The organism is Nocardiopsis oceani (assembly GCF_054777395.1).
On the sequence record NZ_BAAHAR010000040.1, the window covers coordinates 21,312 to 38,721 of the forward strand.

Here is a 17,410-nt window from a genome sequence, read left to right on the forward strand (position 1 = left end):
GACAGCCATGATGATACGCGCGGCCATTCGGTCCGACCTAGGTGCGATTCTGCGACTTCTGCGGGAACTCGGTGACACCACCCATACGCAGAGCGCGCAAGTTCGCATGTCCTCAGCCGCTGTACGCGCCTGGACCCGGATGGAGAACGACCCCGAACGCACCGTCATCGTGGCGGAGCGCCGGGGCCAGATCATCGGGACCCTGGACCTGCTGGTGGTAGCCAACCTGACCCACGACGCCCAGCCCTGGGCGGTGATCGACAACCTCGTCGTCGACCCGGACGCGAGGTACCAGGGCATCGGTAGGGCGCTGATGGAAGACGCCTTGGACCGCGCCACGCGCGCGCGTTGCTACAAGGTCGAGCTCCTCTCGCACGAGAGCCGCCAAGGGGCGCACAGGTTCTACGCCTCCCTGGGCTTCGACAACTCCGCCGAGGGTTTCCGCCGCTACCTCTGAGCGGCGCTCCCGGGCTTGGCGCTCCAGCTCCGGCGTGCCTTGCGGCCCTTCCGCTTCCTGCCCGCCCCGGGGCTCCTCCGGGCCTTCGCCGCCTTCGCGGCCTCCCCCGCCGCCTCGTCCTTCTGGCCCGCCACGGGCGGGCTCTTCGTGTCCCCGCCGCGCAGCGGCACACCCTTCATGAAGGACACCGCGATCAGCCCGGCCGCAGCGATGGGGATTCCGGCCACGAACACGCCCTGCATCGCGTGGTCGAAGGCGCCCACGACCACCTCGCGTACGGGTTCGGGGAGCGAGTGCACGAGCTCGGGGGAGCCTTGGGCGGACTCTGCGGCCTCCTCCAGGCCGATGGACAGCTCCTCAGCACCAGATTCGGTTCCGTTGAGCGCGTCCGCTGCCACCGCCTCCTGTGCCCGGGCCGCGGCGGCGTCGAGTTCGGCGTTGAGCCTGCTCACCATCACCGCACCGAAGGCCGCCACCCCCATGGCACCGCCCAGGTTCCGGAAGAAGGTGACCGAGGCCGTGCCGGAGGCCATGTCCCTGACCGGGAGCGCGCTCTGGGTGGCCAACAGGAGGATCTGCATGTTGAGCCCGAATCCCAGGCCCACGAGCATCTGCCCCGCGATCACCGTGGTCAGCCCGGGGTCGACCTGCGCCAGGCTCAGCACCGTGAAGCCGAGGACGCACAGCACCATGCCGACGACCGGGTAGGCCTTCCACCGGCCGGTGCCGCTGATCGCGAAGCCGGAGCCGATCGAGGTGAACAGGAAGGATCCCACCAACGGCAGGGTCATCAGGCCGGAGACGGTGGGGCTCATCCCGTGCACCATCTGCAGGTACTGGGGCATGTAGATGATGAGGCCGAACATCATCATGCCGACGGACACCGATCCCGCGGAGGCCAGCACGAACGTGCGGTCGCGGAAGAGGCGGGTGGGGATGATCGGTTCTTTGGCGCGGCGCTCGATCAGGATTGCGGAGACGGTCAGCAGCACCGCGCCGGCACCCATGCCGTAAGCGGTCGGCGAGTTCCACGGGATCTCGGTGCCGCCCAGGCTGAGCAGCACGATCACGGTGCTGGCGGCGCTGAAGATCAACCCCGCGCCGAGCCAGTCAACGGAGGGTTTGCGGCGCGGCGTGAACGGCATGCGGAACATGAGCTGGATGACGCAGAAGGCCACCACCGCGAGGGGGACGGTGATGAGGAAGCACCAGCGCCAGCCGAGCGGGCTGTCCACCAGGAAGCCGCCCACCAGCGGTCCGAGCACGGTGGAGACGCCGAAGACCATGCCGATCAGGCCGCTGTAGCGGCCGCGCTCGCGCGGTGAGACGACGTCGCCGAGGATGATGTTGGGCAGTGTGGCCAGGCCGCCCACGCCAAGCCCCTGGAGGGCCCGCGCCGCGATCAGCCAGTTGATGTCCTGGGCGAAGCCCGCGGCGAGCGAGGCGACGATGAAGATGCCGAGGGCGATCTGGAAGAGGAGCTTGCGGCCCCAGATGTCGGACAGCTTGCCCCAGACCGGGGTGGAGGCGGTCATGGTCAGCAGGGCCGCCGTCGCCACCCAAGCCAGCCGGTCCTGGCCGCCGAGCTCACCCATAATGGTCGGCAGGGCGGTGCCGATGATCGAGTTGGTGAGCATCGAGGTGAGCATGGCCAGGATGAGGCCGACCATGATGCGGCGGACGACCCGGCGGGAGGGGTATTCGGGCGCGGGGTCGGCGGTGGCCTCGGTGGCGGCACCGGTGGTCGGGAGGCCTTCTGCGGAGGAAGAGTCCGGATCGGGGCCGGGCCCCGGTGACTCGGATGTGCTGCTTGCCGACTGCTCCATGTGTCCCCCGATTCCGGACGCACGAAAGCCCCACGGCTCATACGCCGGGGGCAAGCATCCACTTCAGGTATATGTAAACGCTGTTGACCTGTCAAATCGGTATCTCTCCGCCCCTTCCGGTAGGCGATGGGTGCGTAGAGGTGTCAACCTGGAGTCCTGAAAGCCAGATCGCGGCCACCAAGGGGTGTGCAGATGGAGCGTCCGGACGGGACCGGAGGCGGCGCGGAGGCGCCGATACGTGGCCGTGAGGCGACCCGGGAACGGATCCTCGCCAGTGCGAAGGCGCTGTTCACCAACGAGGGGTACGGTGCGGTGTCCTCGCGCAAGATCGCCTCGCAGGCCGGGGTGAACGTCGCGTTGATCAACCGCTACTTCGGTTCCAAAGCCGGGCTGCTCACCGAGATCCTGCGCGAGGACGGCGTCTTTCCCAAACTCATCGAGGAGGGGGAGCCCGAGGACCTGGCGGAGCGCCTCGCCGAGCACGCGGTCGGCCGTCTGCACGGCGAGGGCAGCCAGCTGCAGCTGGCGCTGGACGACTCCGCGGGCGACCCCGACCTGCAGTCGGTCTACCAGGGGAGGCTCAAGAGCGCGTTGATCGACCCTTTGGCCAGGTATCTGGGCGGGCCGAACGCGCGCGTCCACGCCTCTTTGGTCGCCTCGGTCCTGTTGGGCGTCGGTCGCGTCCGGCGTGTGGAGGGGGCGACCGCCCTGCGCGCACACGACCGGGAGCAGCTCACCGCACGGGTGCTGGCTCTGCTGGAGCTGTGCCTGGAGGACTTCGAGGAAAAGGGGCCGAAGTAGGGCCCTGAACGGGGTCCCGAACCGGGAGCCGTAACGGGTCAGCTATGGGTCCCTGGTGTCTGGCTCGGATCTTCGGCTCGGGGCGTTCGGTCAATTCACTGGGGTGATCGCCCGCGGTCGATTACGGAGTGTGCTCGATATGGGCCGATGCAATACCTGTTCGAGGTATGCTGCCCTGCCTTCTTGTGTGTCGATAAACTTCTGTTGATGTGATATCGCCCACAGATCGCGCTGTCGTGAGCCGGTGTATCGGCTGGTCGGGCGAGCTGTCCGCTGGCCGCTGGCCCCTCGTGTGCCTCAGGCGCTTCGCCTGCGTGGGGCTTCGGGGCGAAGTTGCGGTGTCTTCGCAGTTCAAAGGAAGTGTTTCAGAGGCTTGTCCCGGCCGCGGTGCATTGTCAGCCGCAGGTGGTACCTCTTGTTTCACGTGCTCTGATCTTGAATAAGACCGTCCGGAAGTGTTGTCCTTTATATGGTTATTGTTTGGTGTGGTAGGTAAAGGCTTGTGTTTCCACAGGGCTCTAATTCACCATGTCCCCGCTGGCTTGGCCGTGTGGGTCCGCTGACGGGCTGTTCCCTGCGGTCGCCTGAGGCAAGAACGTACATGTGAAGGGACCCGAATGACCGAGTCGTTCGCCACGGAGTGTCACGAGCGCCTAAGGGCGAAGGTCCGGGCCTTTGCGGAGGCAGAGGTCCGGCCCCGCGTGTCGGCTATGGAGGAGTCCCGATCCGTCCAACAAGAGCTGTCCAGTCTGATCGCCCGACAGGGATGGATCGGTGTCACTATCGGCCAGGAGTACGGCGGCATGGGCCTGGGCCACGTGGCGAAGACGATCATCATCGAGGAGCTGTCCCGTGTCAGTGGGGCGATGGGGGCCATGGTCCAGGCCTCCCAACTGGGTGTGGCCAAGATCATCCACTTCGGCGACGACGCACAGAAGAAGACGTGGCTTCCGGAGGTGGCCAAGGGAGACTGCCTGCCCACGATCGCTGTGACAGAATCCCAGTCGGGTGGCCACGTCCTTGGTATGACGACGAGCGCGGTGCGCGACGGCGACGAGTACGTCCTCAACGGGCGGAAGGTGTTCGTCGGCAACAGCCACGTCGGCGACCTGCACGGAGTCGTCGTCCGGACCGGTCCCGGATCCAAAGGCCTGTCCGCGTTCCTGGTCGAGGCGGACGCCCCGGGCTTTTCGCTCGAGCCGCACCGCCCCGCCATGGGACTGCACGGATTCAGTTTCGGAGAGCTCGTCTTCGACAACTGCCGGGTCCCCGCCGCCAACCGGCTGGGAGAGGAGGGCGACGGCCTGCCCGTCGCCTATTCCTCCAGCGTCCTGTACGGAAGAGCCAACCTGACTGCGGTTTCCCTCGGGATCCACCAAGCTGTGCTGGAGGAGACCACCGCCTTCGTCTCGGCCCAGCACCGCTACGGGGAACCACTGTCCGAGCTTCCGGCGGTCAAGACGAAACTGGGGCAGATGCAGTCGCGGTTGATGACGGCGAGGCTTGCCGCCTACGACGCGGTGGGTCGACTGGACCACGGTCTGCCCTGTGACGCGGAGCTGATGAACGCCAAACTCGTGAACGTCGAGGGTGCCCTTGACTCGGCGCGCGCGTCCATGGAGATGCACGCCGCGTGCGGGCTCCTCACCGACCGTCCGGTCGAAAGGTACATGCGGGACGCACACCACATCTTCGCCCCCGCCGGCACCTCCGACGTCCAGTTGCTCAGGCTCAGCGAATTCGCGCTCGGCAGGAACAAGGGGCAGTGGTCCGAGAGGTTCGCCTCCCGTGCGGGGGAGCAGGCGCAATTCTCTTGACCCGTAAGGAAGGGGCCCCGGTCCCTGGGCGGATTCAAGGGGTCTTCGCAACACCTCGTTGATCACACGAGTGTATGCAGACGCTCGGCTGGAGTTTTCCAGCCGAGCGTCTTGCGTGGCCGACCGTTCAGTTTCTGAGCCACATGCTCTAGATCCAGCGGGCCGTGCACCGACAGGTCAGTGCCCTTGGGGAAGTACTGGCGCAGCAACCCGTTGGTGTTCTCGTTCGACCCGCGCTGCCAAGGAGAGGCGGGATCGCAGAAGAACACCGGCACCCCCGTAGCGATGGAGAACCTCCTGTGGCCGGCCATCTCGCTGCCCTGGTCCCAGGTCAACGATCCGCGTAGATGCTCGGGCAGCGCGGTGATCAACGCGCTCAGCACACCCCCGACCGCCTCGGCGGTGTGCTCACCGGGCACGTGCCCCAGCATCACGTACCGGGTAGAGCGCTCGACCAGGGTGATGATCGCGGACTTGTTGTAAGCACCCGTGATGAGATCCCCTTCCCAGTGCCCGGGAACGGCACGGTCTTCGACCTCGGCGGGACGTTCGCTGATCATCACCATCTCGTCGACGAACCGGCTCTGCCTGTGCTCGGGTGAGCGGTGCGGCTCGCGTCGGATACGGCCGGTGCGCAAGGCGGCGGCGACCTCGCGTTTGAGTCCGCCTCGGGCCTGGACGTAGAGCGCCTGGTAGATGGTCTCGTGGCTCACACGCATGTCCTGCTCATCGGGGTGGTCCTCAACGATCCGGTTGCTGATCTGCTCGGGGGACCATTGTTGGCGCAGACCCGTGGCGACATAGTCTCGCAAAGGTCCGGTGGCGGCGAGCTTGGCGGGTTTGGGACGCGCCCGCTGTGTGGCCGCCCGGCGCTGGGCCGTGTAGGCACCGTAGGAGCCATCGGTGGCGCGGTGATGGTCGAGCTCACGCTTGATCGTGGAGGCTGGGCGCCCCAGGTCATGGCCGATCGCTCGCAGGCTCCACCCCGCTCGGTCCAGGTCCGCGATCCGTTCCCGGTCCGCGAGGGTCAAAAACCGCGGATGGACGAGCTTTTCGAGCGTGTCCAGCGTTGCTGGGGGACTGGTCATGGACTCCATGGTCGTCTGTCCGGTGGAGTAGTTCACACGGCGACCATCGGGGTAGAAGCGGGAGTTACGGGACTTGCGTACTCCGTGGTCCCAGTCTCGGGCGGTGCGCTCGTTGATCCCGGCTCGTCGCGCGGCTTCTCTGCGGGGCACAGCGCTCTTGCGTAGGCGTTGGTACTCCTGCCGTGCCGGGTGCGGTCGCTGCTGCGGCTGGGAGCGTAGTCCGGCCTTGCTGGCCCATCCGAACGCGGTGTTGCGGTTGACGCCCAAGGTGCGGGCCACCTCGGTGACACTACCGATCTCGCCCATCAGCTCCAGGAAGCGTTCCCGTAGCCGAGCCCGTTCCTTCTTCGAAAACGACACGGTGGTCGCAACCTCCCTCAAGTCAGGGTGTTGCGACCACCGCTAGAACCCAAGCTGCCGGGATCGGGGCCCCTGTGGCGGGTCGGTGTTGCGCCCCCACTGCCGCGGGTCAGAGCGGTCGGTGCGCATCCGGGGAGGGAGCGGCCCGGGCGTACTGGTCCTCACGCCGGTGGATGAGTTCCGTCAGCTCGGCGGCCTTCTCCTTGATGAACTGCAGCCCCGGACGTCCCCAGGGGCGTTGTTCGCGGTCGACGATGCAGATCGTGCCGAGGGTCGTCCCTGTGCGGTCGATGATCGGAGCGCCGATGTAGGAGCGGATGCCGATCTCGTCGACCACCGGGTTGCCGGCGAACCGGGGGTAGTCGCAGACGTCGTCGAGGACCAGCGGCAGGCGCCGGGCCACCACGTGCGGGCAGTAGCCGTGGTCGCGGCCCATGACCCGGTCGGGTTCCGAGGCCTCTGAGGGCTTCCCGCCCGTGCCGGAACCGTTCGTCGGGTTTCCGGCAACGTACAGGCCCGCGAAGTACTGGCGGTCCTCGTCGATGAAGTTGACCATCGCGAACGGGGCGCCGGAGCTCTGAGCCAGCTCGCGGGCGAAATCGTCGAACTCCGGGTCGGGGCCGTCCCCGAGCCGCAGTTCTTGCAGTCGCGCCATGCGCTGGGGGACTTCCTCGTCCTTCGGGGTGAGTAGGTGTTCTTCGGTGTGATCGGTCAAGGCGTGCTCCAACTCCGGGGTTCTTCGAGCGGACTACGTGGTCGGGGTGGAACTGGCGGCGAGCAAAGACTGCACGAGGGACACGAGTACGGACGTCGCGGCGTGGCTGTACCGCGCGTCGCAAACCGTGACCGGAACCCGGGAGCCGAGCTTGAGGGCGGCTCGCACCTCCTCGGGCTCGTAGCGAAACGCGCCTTCGAACTGGTTGATGGCGACGAGGAAGTGGATACCGCGGCGCTCGAAGAAGTCCACGGCCGCGAAGGAGGCCTCAAGGCGGCGCGGATCCGCCAGGACGACCGCACCCAGCGCGCCCTCGCAGAGCTCGTCCCACATGAACCAGAAGCGCTCCTGGCCGGGCGTACCGAACAGGTAGAGCACGTGTTGGGAGGAGAAGGTGACCCGCCCGAAGTCGAAGGCCACTGTGGTGGTGGACTTCTCCTCGACTCCGCCGAGGTCGTCGGTGCCGACACTCGCCGAGGTGATGATCTCCTCGGTCCTTAGGGGTTCGATCTCGCTGACCGAGCCGATGAAGGTGGTCTTGCCGACGCCGAAGCCACCCGCGATCAGAATCTTGACCGCTGTGGGAAACGGTTCAGAGTCGTTGTTGTAGGCCATGCAGCAGTGCTTCCAATACGGATCGGTCGGTCGGGTCGGCGGCGGGCCGTGGCGCGTGGGTGGTCGCCGCCCCGCAGTCGATCAGATCGGAGAGGAGGATCTTGGTGACGGCCGAGGGCAGTCGGAGGTGAGCGGCCACTTCAACCACCGGAGTCGGACCGGGGCACAGGTACAGGGCCTGGGCGTGGTCCGGCTCCAGCTGGCTCCGGGAGACCTGCCCGGTGGCCATCACCATGGACAGCAGGTCCAGCCTGTTGGTGGGGTTGGTACGTCCGTTGCTCACCGTGTACGGGCGGACCAGGCGCCCTGCCTTCTCGTCGATCCAGATGTCGTCTTCGGACGAAGTCATGTCCATCGGGCCCGATAGTCGGTCGACCGGGTCGGGGTCGCGAGGAAGGGCCGGACGCTGTTGATGAGCTGGGACATCTCGTATCCGAGGACGCCGACGTCTGCCTCGCGCCCGGCGAGGACGGCGAGGACCGAACCGGAGCCGGCTGAGGAGACGAAAAGTAGCGTGTCGTCCAGTTCCACGACCACCTGGCGGACCACTTCGCTCCGGCCGAACTTGAGCCCGGTGCCGCGGGCGAGGGAGAACAGTCCGGAAGCGATGGCCGCCAGTTGTTCCGCGCTCTCGACGTCGAGGCCGGACACCGCCCTCTTGAGTCCGTCGGAGGACAGCAGGACGACGCTTCGCGTATGCGGAACCCTTTCGACGAGGTTGCTGAGAAGCCAGCTGAGGTCAGACTCCTGACCCGGGTGTGCGGCACTCACCATGATGAATGGTCTCTCTTTCGCGCGGGTGCTGGTAGGTCAGCTGTTGCTGTCGTTGCGGTCCAGCGGGTCGTTGGCGTTCTCCGCCTCGGCCCGCTTGAAGCCCGACTGGAACGCGGACATGAGATCGGGCGTGTGGTCGCCGCCGGTCTCTCGGTGCCCGGGCGTGCGTTCTTCGCACAGCTCGGGCGCGAGGTGTGTCTGCACCTGGCGTTCGGGCAGCGGCGGTCGCACGTCGGCGGGTTGCTTTCCTTGGGGCGGCGGTGTGGGGGCTGGCGGGCTGGGTGTCGGATCGGGGTCCGGTCCGGTGCGTTCGGTGCCGTTGTCCCGCGCCCGCGGCGAGCGGCCCGGACGTGGCGGCTGGGCAGGCTCGAAGGGAGCACGGGCTGGCTCGGCGCGGCGGTCCATCGGGTACCGGGTGTCCGTGCCCGACCCCTGGTCTCCGTACCCGTGACCGGCATCAACCGGAGCGGGCTCACGGACAGGCGACGGGGTGGTGACCGGAGAGGGCCCCGGGAACGGGCGGGCCGGGACCTGCGTCGTGGGCCCGTTCACCGCGGAGGTCTGCCCTGCTGAGACGGAGGCGACCGTCGGCACCGGTTCGGGTCCGGCGGAGGCGTGCTCCAAGGGCCCGGCGCCGCGCTTCTGGTTCTCCGAGCCGACCAGACCGTTCGGCAGGAGAACGATGGCCTGGGTCCCGCCGAAGACGTTCCTCTGTAGCTCGACCCGCACACTGTGCTTACGGGCGAGGGCCGAGACGACGTACAGACCGATACGACCGTCGCGGAGCAGTTCCCCGATGTCGATCTGGCCCGGGTCGGAGAGCAGACTGTTCATCCGGTGGATGTCGGCGGACTGCATGCCAAGTCCGCGGTCCTCGATGTCGATGGCCACACCGGCGGGCACACTCTCGGCTCGGAGCATGATCTGCGCATGGGGTGGCGAGAATTTGGTGGCGTTCTCGATCAGCTCGGCGACCAGGTGGATGACGTCGACGACGGCGCTGCCGTTTAGGGTGCCCGTGACCGGCGGCACCACCTTGACCCGGGAATAGTGCTCGACCTCGGCCACGGCCGAGCGGAGGACTTCGTAGAGCGAGACCGGTTTGCTCCACTTGCGCCGCGACGCCGCACCTCCGAGGACCGCGAGGCTTTCGGACTGGCGCCGCATCCGCGTGGCCAGGTGGTCGATGGTGAAGAGGCCCTTGAGCAGGTCCGGATCCTCGACCTGGGACTCCAGCTCGTCGAGCAGAGTGATCTCCCGGTGGACGAGGGACTGCATCCGACGTGCGACGTTGACGAATACCTCGACCTGTTGCTCGGAGGGACGGGCGTAGCGTAGTCCGGCGATCTCGACCACTGCCGTCTCCGAGGCGTGCTGGGCGACGGCCAATTCGTGTGCCAGACGCGTGAACGGGTCGCTGTCGCGCGCGGGTCCGGCGGGGTGCTCGGGGGACTCGGGGTGTTCGCTCCGTCGCACCCGATCGGTGAGCTCCCGCAGGTTGGCCTGCCCTTGGGCGATACAGGCGCGCAGGTCGTTGACACGCCTGTCTACCTGATGGTTGGCCTGCCCCGCGCCGTAGGCGGCGAGGAACAGGATGAGTAGGGCTCCGACACCGGCCGCGGACAGCGCGAGGGCGAGGGCCGCGCTCTGGTCGGAAACGTCGGAGAGATCTATGGCGAGGACGAACAGCACCGTTACCGCGGCTAGGACGGCCATGAGGGCCGCGGGCAGGGCCGTTGTCACGAGGAGTAGGGCGCGAGTGCTCCAGCGGGGGCGCGGGGTCGGTGCGTGGAATCGTCGGGTGTTCCGGTGCGCAGCGACGTCAGAGGGAGGGGAGTCAGGCATTGGGGTCCTCAGTGCGGGGAGGCCTGTTGGCAGCAGGGATTAGAGTAGCGACTTCATTGCCCTGGTAAAGACGAAGGTGTCCCTTCGGGTTCAATATTGGCTGCTGACTAGTAACTTGACAGGGTTCCGGACGGTTGCCCGGTTCCCCTGCTGAGGGCCGTCGCTTCCCGTCCGCTCCAGGGTGCGCGACATTGCTGGAGGTTCGGCTTCTCCGGCCGGGCTGTCGCCGAGTTCGAACCGGGGGCGCCCAGGGGTCGCCCCTTCCGTGGCGGGGCGGATTTTCGGTCTCCGTCGCCGTGCGCGGCGGAGGAAAACTGAAAAGTTTGTTTTATATTCGTTCAAAGCGGGCACGCCGCTGCGGGTCTGTAAGTCCCGGTCGTCTTCGCGTGTATCGCCGGAACGGGGGTCGACGGGCGGTGCGCGGAGGAGGCTGTCCAGGCGGAGTGGCCCGCGCCCTGCAGCTCCCGGGGAGCGCGAGGGCCGGTCACCCTGTGCTTTACCTGGGCAAAAACCACAAGCGGCAATGATGTTATCAGTGAACGCACTCAGGGCAACTCTAGGCCTCGCGGAACTGAATCTGGACGTTGGTCACCAAGCGACGTCAGAGGCGGTTTTCGGATGTCCTGGTGCGCACTCGAAAGGCTCCGGAGGTCGGCACCGCAGCTCCCTGGGACGTCGGTGGCCAGGAGGCCGAAGGGCAGGTGAAGACCGCCGCGATGAGCACAACGAGAACGCCCCAGCCGCGCCAGATGATCATGATGAGTCCTTCGGGTCCTGTGTTGAGGGGGTTGCGGAAGGAGTGTGCGACCCCTGGTGTGACTGACGCGTTCTGGGGAAATCCCGAGCGGTAGGGCGGGCTTCCCGTGTTCTTGCTGGTTCGGCAAGGGAACTCGCATCACCAGTCGGCCCCGGTGAGAGTGGGGCCAGGAGGTGGACGACACATGGCACAGGGACGCGACGCCCCGCGCGAGGAGTTCGGCGAGGAGTTCGGCGAGGAGTTCGGCGAGGAGTTCTGGAATGACCGCTACCGCTCCGGTGACAGGATCTGGAGCGGCCGACCCAACCGGCACCTGGTGGCCGAGGCCGAAGGGCTGCCGCCGGGCCGCGCACTCGACGTCGGGAGCGGTGAGGGAGCCGATGCCCTGTGGCTGGCCGAGCGCGGCTGGCGGGTGACCGCAGTGGACATCTCGTCCGTGGCGTTGGACCGGGCCGCCGCCCACGCTGAGGAACGCGGCGCGGAGATCGCGGAGCGGATCGTCTGGCAGCGCGCGGACGTGACGGCGTGGGCGCCCCAGGTGTCCGCGTACGAGTTGGTCACGGCGCAGTTCATGCACCTGTACCCGAACCCGCGTGCGCTGCTGCTTTCGGCGCTGGCCGCCGCGGTGGCGCCCGGCGGCGAGCTCCTGGTGGTCGCGCACCACCGCAAGGACCTCGATGCGGGTGTGCCGCGCCCGAACGTCCCAGAGCTGTACTACGAGGGTGACGCCGTGACCGCCGCACTCGCCGAGGGGCACTGGGACGTGCTCGTGGACGAGGTGCGGGATGCCGAGCAGACGATCGACGGAACCACCTACACCGTGCACGACGTTGTGGTCCGCGCCAGGCGCCTGACCTAGGCCCCCACCAGCGGTGATCTTGCCCCTGTCTCCACCCTCGGCGGCCGAGGGCGGAGCTGGGGGCAAGATCACCGCTGGTGGGCGGCGAAGAAGTCAGTCCCGGAGCTTGGCGACGACGTCGATCTCGACGAGGATGTTGGCGAGGTCCGAGCCCACGGTGGTCCTCACCGGGTAGGGGGCGGTGAAGTGCTGTTCGTAGACGGCGTTGAACTCAGGGAAGTCCGCCTTGAGGTTCTCCAGGTGGACCGTGGCCTTCACGACGTCGTCCAGGGTCAGGCCGTGCTCCTCGAGTACGGCGGCGACGTTGGCCAGGACCTGGGTGGTCTGCTCGCCCACGGTGGGCGGGACCTGCCCGGTCCGAGGGTCCTGCGGGCCGAACCCGGCCGTGTACAGGAAGCCTCCGGCGACGACGCCCTGGCTGTAGGCGCCGGCCGGCGCGGGAGCGTTGTCGGTCGTGACCGCTTTCTTGGACATGGGACTCCTTCGGTCTGGTGTCGCGTGCACATGCGCGCGCGGGTGCTCGTGCGAGCTCATGGGCGACCGGACATATTTATTGGTAACAAAGTTACCAATTATCTTCCGCGCAGCGTATCTTGGGCCACATCGACACTCCGGCGGCGACTCCGTCGAAACGGGTGTCGGGGACCCCGAACGGAGGAACAGTGCAGCCCGAGACCGTACTCGCCGGAGCGCGGGTGATCGACGGCAGCGGCGGGCCCTCCCGCCTCGCCGATCTCGTCCTTCGAGACGGACGCATCAGCCACATGCTGCCCCCCGGGACAGCCAGAACGACCGGCAGCGTCCTGGACCTGACCGGGCTCGCCGTCGCCCCCGGGTTCGTCGACATGCACGCCCACTCCGACCTTGCCCTGCTCGCCGACCCCGCACACGAGGCCAAGGTGTGCCAGGGCGTCACCCTCGAGGTGCTCGGCCAGGACGGGCTCGGCTACGCCCCCGTCACCGATGACACCGTCGAGCCGATCCGCGCCCAGATCGCCGCCTGGAACGGGACCCCCGCACTCGACCACTCCTGGCGCACCGTCGGCGAGTACCTCGACCGGATCGACCGCGGGGCCCCCGCCAACGCCGCCTACCTCGTCCCCCAAGGCAACGTCCGCATGGCGGTCGTGGGCAACGAGGACCGCCCGGCCACCGACGCCGAGCTCGACCGCATGCGCGCCATGGTGGCCCAGGGCATGGCCGACGGCGCCCACGGGCTCTCCACCGGCCTCACCTACACCCCCGGCATGTACGCGAGCGACGACGAGATCGTCGCCCTCCTGGACCCCGTCAGCGCGGCGGGCGGCTACTACTGCCCCCACCACCGCAACTACGGCTCGCGGGTCGTGGAGTCCTACCAGGAGTGCCTGGACGTGGCCCGCCGCGCCCACGTCCCCCTCCACCTCGCGCACTGCCACGTGAACTTCCCGCAGAACCGCGGCCGCGCCCCCGAGGTGCTCGACGCCATCGACGAGGCCACCGTCCACTACGGCCTCGACGTGACCCTGGACAGCTACCCCTACCGGGCCAGCGCCACCTACCTCGGTGCCCCACTGCCCAGCTGGGCTCAGGAGGGCGGTACCCCAGCGACCCTCGACCGTCTGCGCGACCCCGGCACCCGGGCCCGGATCCTCCGCGAGGTCGAGGTCCAGGGCACCGACGGCAACCACGGCGTGCCCATGGACTGGTCCACCCTCGTCGTCACCGGGACCGCGGACCCCTCGCTCTCCTGGGCGGTGGGTTCCTCCATCGCCGACCTCGCCAAGCAGCGGAGGGAGGACGCCGGCCAGGTGTACGCCGACCTGCTGGTCGCCGACGAGCTGCGCAGCGGATGCCTCCTCCAGGTCGGTAACGAGGAGAACATCCGCACCATCATGCGGCACAGCGCGCACACCGCGGGGAGCGACGGCATCCTGGTCGGCGACCGGCCCCACCCGCGCGGCTGGGGCACGTTCCCCCGCTACCTGGGCCACTACGTGCGCGAACTCGGGATCCTCAGCCTCGAGGAGTGCGTTCGGCACCTCACCTCACGGCCCGCGCAGCGCCTCGGCCTCACCGACCGGGGCACCATCCAGGTCGGCGCCGTGGCCGACCTCGTGGTGTTCGACCCCGACACGGTCGACTCCCGTGCCAGCTATGAAAACCCCCGGCGCACCCCCGTGGGCATCGAGCACGTGATGGTCTCCGGTGAGTTCACCGTCCGGGACGGTCGGCGCACCGACCGCCTACCCGGTCGCTCGGTCCGGGGGAGCGCCGGATGAGCGGGATCGACGCGATCTGTGTCGGCGAGACCATGGCCGTGCTCACCTCGCCGGAAGCGCTGAACGAGGGCGCCCGCCTCACGGTGGGTACCGGCGGGGCCGAGTCCAACGTGGCGGTGGCGCTGGCCGGCCTCGGCCACCGGTCCGCCTGGGTGAGCCGGGTGGGGGACGACCCCTTCGGACGGATCGTCACCGACGCCGTGGCCCGCCGGGACGTGGACGTTCGAGGCGTGGAGGTGGACCCCGAACGGCCCACCGGCCTGTACGTGAAGGACACGGCCGCGGGTGGCGCGGGGGTTCTCTACTACCGCAGGGGCTCGGCCGCCTCGGCGATGTCGGCCGCCGACGCCGAGAAGGTGTGGTCCCGGGGAGCCCGCCTGGTGCACCTTTCGGGGATCACCCCCGCGCTGTCCGCCCGAGCGGCCGACCTGGTGGAACACCTGCTCGACCGCGGCTCCGGCAACGGGGCGTGGCGCTCCTTCGACGTGAACCACCGCCCGGCGCTGTGGTCGGCCCGTGAGGCCGGGCCGGTCCTGCTGGCGCTCGCCCGCCGCGCCGACGTGGTGTTCGTCGGCCGCGATGAGGCCGAACGCCTGTGGGGGACCCCGGCCGCGGAGGACGTTCGGGCGGTGCTTCCGGAGGTGCCGACCCTGGTGGTCAAGGACGCCGAACACGGTGCGACGTGCTTCGGCGGACCAGAGCCCGTGTTCGTGCCCGCCCCGCCGGTGGACGTGGTGGAGGAGGTCGGCGCGGGGGACGCCTTCGCCGCCGGCTACCTGTCGGGCCTCCTCGACGGACTGCCCGCCGACCGCCGCCTCAGCCTGGGCCACGCGGTCGCCGGGGCCGTACTGAGGTCCCGCGCCGACACATTCGACCGGCCCCCGGAGGAGGTCGAGGCCATCCGCGCCGCGACTCTTTCCTGAAAAGACTGGCCCAGGGTACGTGCAGGTATTCAGCAGGCCGGCTTTTCGAATCCCCTCACATGGGTAACGTACGGAATGTACGCTCTGGACATGATCAAGGAGCTGGATGCCATGGCGACCATGGGCGCGGGCGATGCGAGAGAGAACTTCTCAGACACCCTCAACCGTGTCGCCTACGGGAACGAGCGGGTGACCATCACGCGTCGGGGCCGAGCCGTGGCCGCTCTGATCTCAGCCGAGGACCTGGAACTCCTGGAAGCTCTCGAGGACGCCCGAGACGCCGCCGAGCTGAGGGCGGCGATCGCGGACGACGATGGTGAGCGGGTATCGCTTGACCAAGTGGAACGCGAGTTCTCATAGCGGTGGGGTACGACGTCTATTTCACGTCAGCGGCCCTACGGCAGATACGGAAGATCGATTCTCGGCAGCGCAAGCGTGTCCTGCAAGGGGTGCGTGGACTAGCGGCCGACCCACGCCCCCCGGGAGCCAAGGCGCTGCAAGGGAGGAGTGGGTACCGCATCCGTGTGGGTGACTACAGGGTCCTGTACACAGTTGACGACGGGGTGGTCGAGGTTTGGGTGGTGAGGGTGGGGCACCGTCGCGACGTCTACCGGTGACTGCTAACCGATGACGATGGCTCCGGCGAGGACCGGGGTGCCGAAGCGGACGGATCCGTGTCCGGAGGCCAGGCTGCGGCTTCCCTGGCAGCTGGTGCCCGCGAACAGGGCGAAACGGGACTCGCCCTCGATCTCCACGACACCGCCCTGGCCGGTCTCCAGGATCCGGCAGCCGCCGTTCTCCACGGTCTGCTCGTGGCCGGACTCGAAGGTGACGAGGACCGGGGCGGTCTTGTCCTTGCTGGACATCCCCGAGATCGCTCCGGAGATGGTCGCGGACATGGTGGCCAGGTTCGCAGGGCGGATCGGCACAGGGTTCCCCTCTTCGCGGGCTCGCCGGAGCCCGCCGGTCGCAAGTCCGTGCACACGGCTGGGCACGGAAGAGCCAGCTGGGTGCGGAGTTGGTTACTCTGTGTCATTTAGCTACAGGATCGCGTAAAAGGTGGGGAGCGGCGGCGGAGTGTCGGCGGATTTCTCACCGGCGTGAACTGGACCTTTGTCCGCTTCGTTACGGCTGAGTAGAATCGGTGCGACCGGACGGGGAGGGAGGGCACGCGTGCACGACCTGCTGCCCTTCCTGGAGTTCCTCTCCCTCGGCTTCCTTCCCGCCGACATCACCCTGCTCGGCGCTGAGGCCGGCGCACTGACCCTCGTCGTGGTCGCGGTCGGTGCGGCCCTGGCCCTTCTCGCCCTGCGCGGAACGGCCCCGTGGCCGGTCGGCGATACCGCCACCGGCGCCGCGAGCGCGATGCGCCGCCGTTCGGAGAAGCTCCCCGTCCTCACCCTGTGCGACCCCGACGCGGCGGGCAGACCGCGTCCCCGAGCACCAGGTGCGGCCCTGCCGGCCGCTCGCTGACCCGCGCCCTCGCCGCGTCGCGGCTTCGAGCGGCCTGACGTCTGAACACTCCAGCCAGACGAAGGGCCTCACCTTGTACACCCTCGGGCCGATCGCGGCCGCCATCAACCTGCTCTCATCGATCCTCGCCGCCCTGACCGGCATGCTCACCCCGCTCACCGGAGCCCTGGCCGCCGGGCTGGCGGTCCTCGCCCTCACCGTCGTCGTCCGCATCGTGCTCCTGCCGCTGGGGGTGGCCCAGGTGCGCGCTGAGAAGCAGCGCGCCCGGATCGCGCCCCGCTTGGCGGAGATCTCGAAGCGGCACCAGAAGAACCCGGAACGCATGGTCGCCGAACAGCGCAAGGCCTACGCCGAGGCGGGCACCTCGCCGCTGGCCGGATGCCTACCGGGCCTGGCGCAGATCCCGCTGGTCATCGCCCTGTACGGGCTGTTCATCGGGGCCGGTCCCGTCGAGGAGCCGCTGCTGGGGCACACCTTCGGCGGTGTCGAACTGGGCAGCACCCTGGTCGCCAGCGCGGAAGGGCTCCTGGTCGCACCGGTCTTCGCCGCGCTCCTGGCCACTCTCGCCGCGGTGGCCTGGGCCAACCGCCGCTACGTGGTCCTGCCCATGATGAAGGAGACCCCCGGGCAGCCCCCGATGCTCGGGATGCTCTCCTACATGCAGTTCGCGACCGTGGTCGTCGCCGCCTTCGTCCCCTTGGCCGCGGGGCTCTACCTGTGCGCCTCCACGGCCTGGGCGCTAGGCGAGAAGGTGGTCCTGCGCAGGATCCTGCCTGACTGACCAGGGGCTGTCCGGACACGGGCCGCCCTGGCCTGGCCGCCGGGTACCGGCCCGCTCG

19 protein-coding genes are annotated in these 17,410 nt (G+C 68.4%); 10 read left to right on the top strand and 9 right to left on the bottom strand.

The window, feature by feature from the left end:
- The first annotated feature begins 7 nt into the window (after positions 1–7).
- Positions 8–457 carry a GNAT family N-acetyltransferase gene (locus ACYVDG_RS23015; RefSeq protein ID WP_460757553.1) on the top strand — a complete coding sequence of 150 codons (450 nt, stop codon included), beginning with the start codon at positions 8–10 and terminating at the stop codon, positions 455–457.
- Here the strand turns inward: ACYVDG_RS23015 and ACYVDG_RS23020 are convergent.
- Positions 448–2,283: an MDR family MFS transporter gene (locus tag ACYVDG_RS23020; RefSeq protein ID WP_460757558.1), complete on the bottom strand. Its 1,836-nt coding sequence runs from the start codon at positions 2,281–2,283 to the stop codon at positions 448–450. The two genes, ACYVDG_RS23015 and ACYVDG_RS23020, sit on opposite strands and share 10 nt — an antisense overlap.
- A 192-nt stretch (positions 2,284–2,475) precedes the next feature.
- Here ACYVDG_RS23020 and ACYVDG_RS23025 point away from each other — a divergent pair, with 192 nt between their 5' ends.
- Both ACYVDG_RS23025 and ACYVDG_RS23030 read left to right on the top strand, forming a co-directional pair.
- Positions 2,476–3,084, top strand: coding sequence for a TetR/AcrR family transcriptional regulator (locus ACYVDG_RS23025; protein ID WP_460757564.1), 609 nt, complete (start codon positions 2,476–2,478; stop codon positions 3,082–3,084).
- Positions 3,085–3,701: 617 nt separating this feature from the next.
- Positions 3,702–4,901 carry an acyl-CoA dehydrogenase family protein gene (locus ACYVDG_RS23030; protein ID WP_460757569.1) on the top strand — a complete coding sequence of 400 codons (1,200 nt, stop codon included), beginning with the start codon at positions 3,702–3,704 and terminating at the stop codon, positions 4,899–4,901.
- Between the two features lie 62 nt (positions 4,902–4,963).
- Here the strand turns inward: ACYVDG_RS23030 and ACYVDG_RS23035 are convergent, their stop codons facing one another.
- The 6 genes from ACYVDG_RS23035 to ACYVDG_RS23060 form a co-directional block, all read right to left on the bottom strand.
- Positions 4,964–6,349: an IS30 family transposase gene (locus ACYVDG_RS23035; protein ID WP_460757575.1), complete on the bottom strand. Its 1,386-nt coding sequence runs from the start codon at positions 6,347–6,349 to the stop codon at positions 4,964–4,966.
- A gap of 109 nt (positions 6,350–6,458) precedes the next feature.
- Positions 6,459–7,064, bottom strand: a complete 606-nt coding sequence (locus tag ACYVDG_RS23040) for a GAF domain-containing protein (protein ID WP_460757579.1) — start codon at positions 7,062–7,064, stop codon at positions 6,459–6,461.
- A gap of 33 nt (positions 7,065–7,097) precedes the next feature.
- Positions 7,098–7,679 (bottom strand): GTP-binding protein, encoded by a 582-nt coding sequence (locus ACYVDG_RS23045; protein WP_460757584.1) that lies wholly within the window; start codon positions 7,677–7,679, stop codon positions 7,098–7,100.
- On the bottom strand, positions 7,657–8,028 hold the full coding sequence (locus tag ACYVDG_RS23050; RefSeq protein WP_460757587.1) for a DUF742 domain-containing protein: 372 nt from the start codon (positions 8,026–8,028) through the stop codon (positions 7,657–7,659). Before ACYVDG_RS23050 ends, ACYVDG_RS23045 begins: the two co-directional genes overlap by 23 nt.
- Entirely contained in the window at positions 8,025–8,453 is a 429-nt protein-coding gene (locus ACYVDG_RS23055) for a roadblock/LC7 domain-containing protein (RefSeq protein ID WP_460757590.1), read from the bottom strand. Before ACYVDG_RS23055 ends, ACYVDG_RS23050 begins: the two co-directional genes overlap by 4 nt.
- Positions 8,454–8,489: 36 nt before the next feature.
- Positions 8,490–10,196 carry a sensor histidine kinase gene (locus ACYVDG_RS23060; protein WP_460757593.1) on the bottom strand — a complete coding sequence of 569 codons (1,707 nt, stop codon included), beginning with the start codon at positions 10,194–10,196 and terminating at the stop codon, positions 8,490–8,492.
- A gap of 1,043 nt (positions 10,197–11,239) precedes the next feature.
- Here ACYVDG_RS23060 and ACYVDG_RS23065 point away from each other — a divergent pair.
- Positions 11,240–11,914 carry a class I SAM-dependent methyltransferase gene (locus ACYVDG_RS23065; protein ID WP_460757598.1) on the top strand — a complete coding sequence of 225 codons (675 nt, stop codon included), beginning with the start codon at positions 11,240–11,242 and terminating at the stop codon, positions 11,912–11,914.
- A 93-nt stretch (positions 11,915–12,007) separates the two neighbouring features.
- Here ACYVDG_RS23065 and ACYVDG_RS23070 read toward each other — a convergent pair whose 3' ends face one another.
- Entirely contained in the window at positions 12,008–12,388 is a 381-nt protein-coding gene (locus ACYVDG_RS23070; protein ID WP_460757603.1) for a RidA family protein, read from the bottom strand.
- Between the two features lie 188 nt (positions 12,389–12,576).
- On the opposite strand from ACYVDG_RS23070, the gene ACYVDG_RS23075 reads away from it, so the two are divergent.
- From ACYVDG_RS23075 to ACYVDG_RS23090, 4 genes are all read left to right on the top strand, one after another.
- Positions 12,577–14,175 (top strand): N-acyl-D-amino-acid deacylase family protein, encoded by a 1,599-nt coding sequence (locus tag ACYVDG_RS23075; RefSeq protein WP_460757608.1) that lies wholly within the window; start codon positions 12,577–12,579, stop codon positions 14,173–14,175.
- Positions 14,172–15,098: a sugar kinase gene (locus ACYVDG_RS23080; protein WP_460757613.1), complete on the top strand. Its 927-nt coding sequence runs from the start codon at positions 14,172–14,174 to the stop codon at positions 15,096–15,098. The genes ACYVDG_RS23075 and ACYVDG_RS23080 overlap by 4 nt, the downstream gene beginning before the upstream one ends.
- A 75-nt stretch (positions 15,099–15,173) precedes the next feature.
- On the top strand, positions 15,174–15,458 hold the full coding sequence (locus tag ACYVDG_RS23085; RefSeq protein WP_460757617.1) for a type II toxin-antitoxin system Phd/YefM family antitoxin: 285 nt from the start codon (positions 15,174–15,176) through the stop codon (positions 15,456–15,458).
- A gap of 2 nt (positions 15,459–15,460) precedes the next feature.
- Complete coding sequence (locus ACYVDG_RS23090; protein WP_460757622.1) at positions 15,461–15,715, top strand: type II toxin-antitoxin system RelE family toxin; 255 nt, start codon at positions 15,461–15,463, stop codon at positions 15,713–15,715.
- A 3-nt stretch (positions 15,716–15,718) separates the two neighbouring features.
- Here ACYVDG_RS23090 and ACYVDG_RS23095 read toward each other — a convergent pair whose 3' ends face one another.
- Complete coding sequence (locus tag ACYVDG_RS23095) at positions 15,719–16,027, bottom strand: hypothetical protein (RefSeq protein WP_460757627.1); 309 nt, start codon at positions 16,025–16,027, stop codon at positions 15,719–15,721.
- A 244-nt stretch (positions 16,028–16,271) separates the two neighbouring features.
- Here ACYVDG_RS23095 and ACYVDG_RS23100 point away from each other — a divergent pair, with 244 nt between their 5' ends.
- Positions 16,272–16,571: a DUF6412 domain-containing protein gene (locus ACYVDG_RS23100; protein ID WP_460757630.1), complete on the top strand. Its 300-nt coding sequence runs from the start codon at positions 16,272–16,274 to the stop codon at positions 16,569–16,571.
- Positions 16,572–16,644: 73 nt separating this feature from the next.
- Positions 16,645–17,352, top strand: a complete 708-nt coding sequence (locus ACYVDG_RS23105) for a YidC/Oxa1 family membrane protein insertase (RefSeq protein ID WP_460757634.1) — start codon at positions 16,645–16,647, stop codon at positions 17,350–17,352.
- The last annotated feature ends 58 nt before the right edge of the window (positions 17,353–17,410 follow it).

Bases quoted from the DNA above. Each gene is read 5' to 3' on its own strand.
- ACYVDG_RS23015 (WP_460757553.1), top strand. From the start codon at position 8: ATGATGATACGCGCGGCCATTCGGTCCGACCTAGGTGCGATTCTGCGA.
- ACYVDG_RS23020 (WP_460757558.1), bottom strand. From the start codon at position 2,283: ATGGAGCAGTCGGCAAGCAGCACATCCGAGTCACCGGGGCCCGGCCCC.
- ACYVDG_RS23025 (WP_460757564.1), top strand. From the start codon at position 2,476: ATGGAGCGTCCGGACGGGACCGGAGGCGGCGCGGAGGCGCCGATACGT.
- ACYVDG_RS23030 (WP_460757569.1), top strand. From the start codon at position 3,702: ATGACCGAGTCGTTCGCCACGGAGTGTCACGAGCGCCTAAGGGCGAAG.
- ACYVDG_RS23045 (WP_460757584.1), bottom strand. From the start codon at position 7,679: ATGGCCTACAACAACGACTCTGAACCGTTTCCCACAGCGGTCAAGATT.
- ACYVDG_RS23050 (WP_460757587.1), bottom strand. From the start codon at position 8,028: ATGACTTCGTCCGAAGACGACATCTGGATCGACGAGAAGGCAGGGCGC.
- ACYVDG_RS23055 (WP_460757590.1), bottom strand. From the start codon at position 8,453: ATGGTGAGTGCCGCACACCCGGGTCAGGAGTCTGACCTCAGCTGGCTT.
- ACYVDG_RS23065 (WP_460757598.1), top strand. From the start codon at position 11,240: ATGGCACAGGGACGCGACGCCCCGCGCGAGGAGTTCGGCGAGGAGTTC.
- ACYVDG_RS23070 (WP_460757603.1), bottom strand. From the start codon at position 12,388: ATGTCCAAGAAAGCGGTCACGACCGACAACGCTCCCGCGCCGGCCGGC.
- ACYVDG_RS23080 (WP_460757613.1), top strand. From the start codon at position 14,172: ATGAGCGGGATCGACGCGATCTGTGTCGGCGAGACCATGGCCGTGCTC.
- ACYVDG_RS23085 (WP_460757617.1), top strand. From the start codon at position 15,174: ATGTACGCTCTGGACATGATCAAGGAGCTGGATGCCATGGCGACCATG.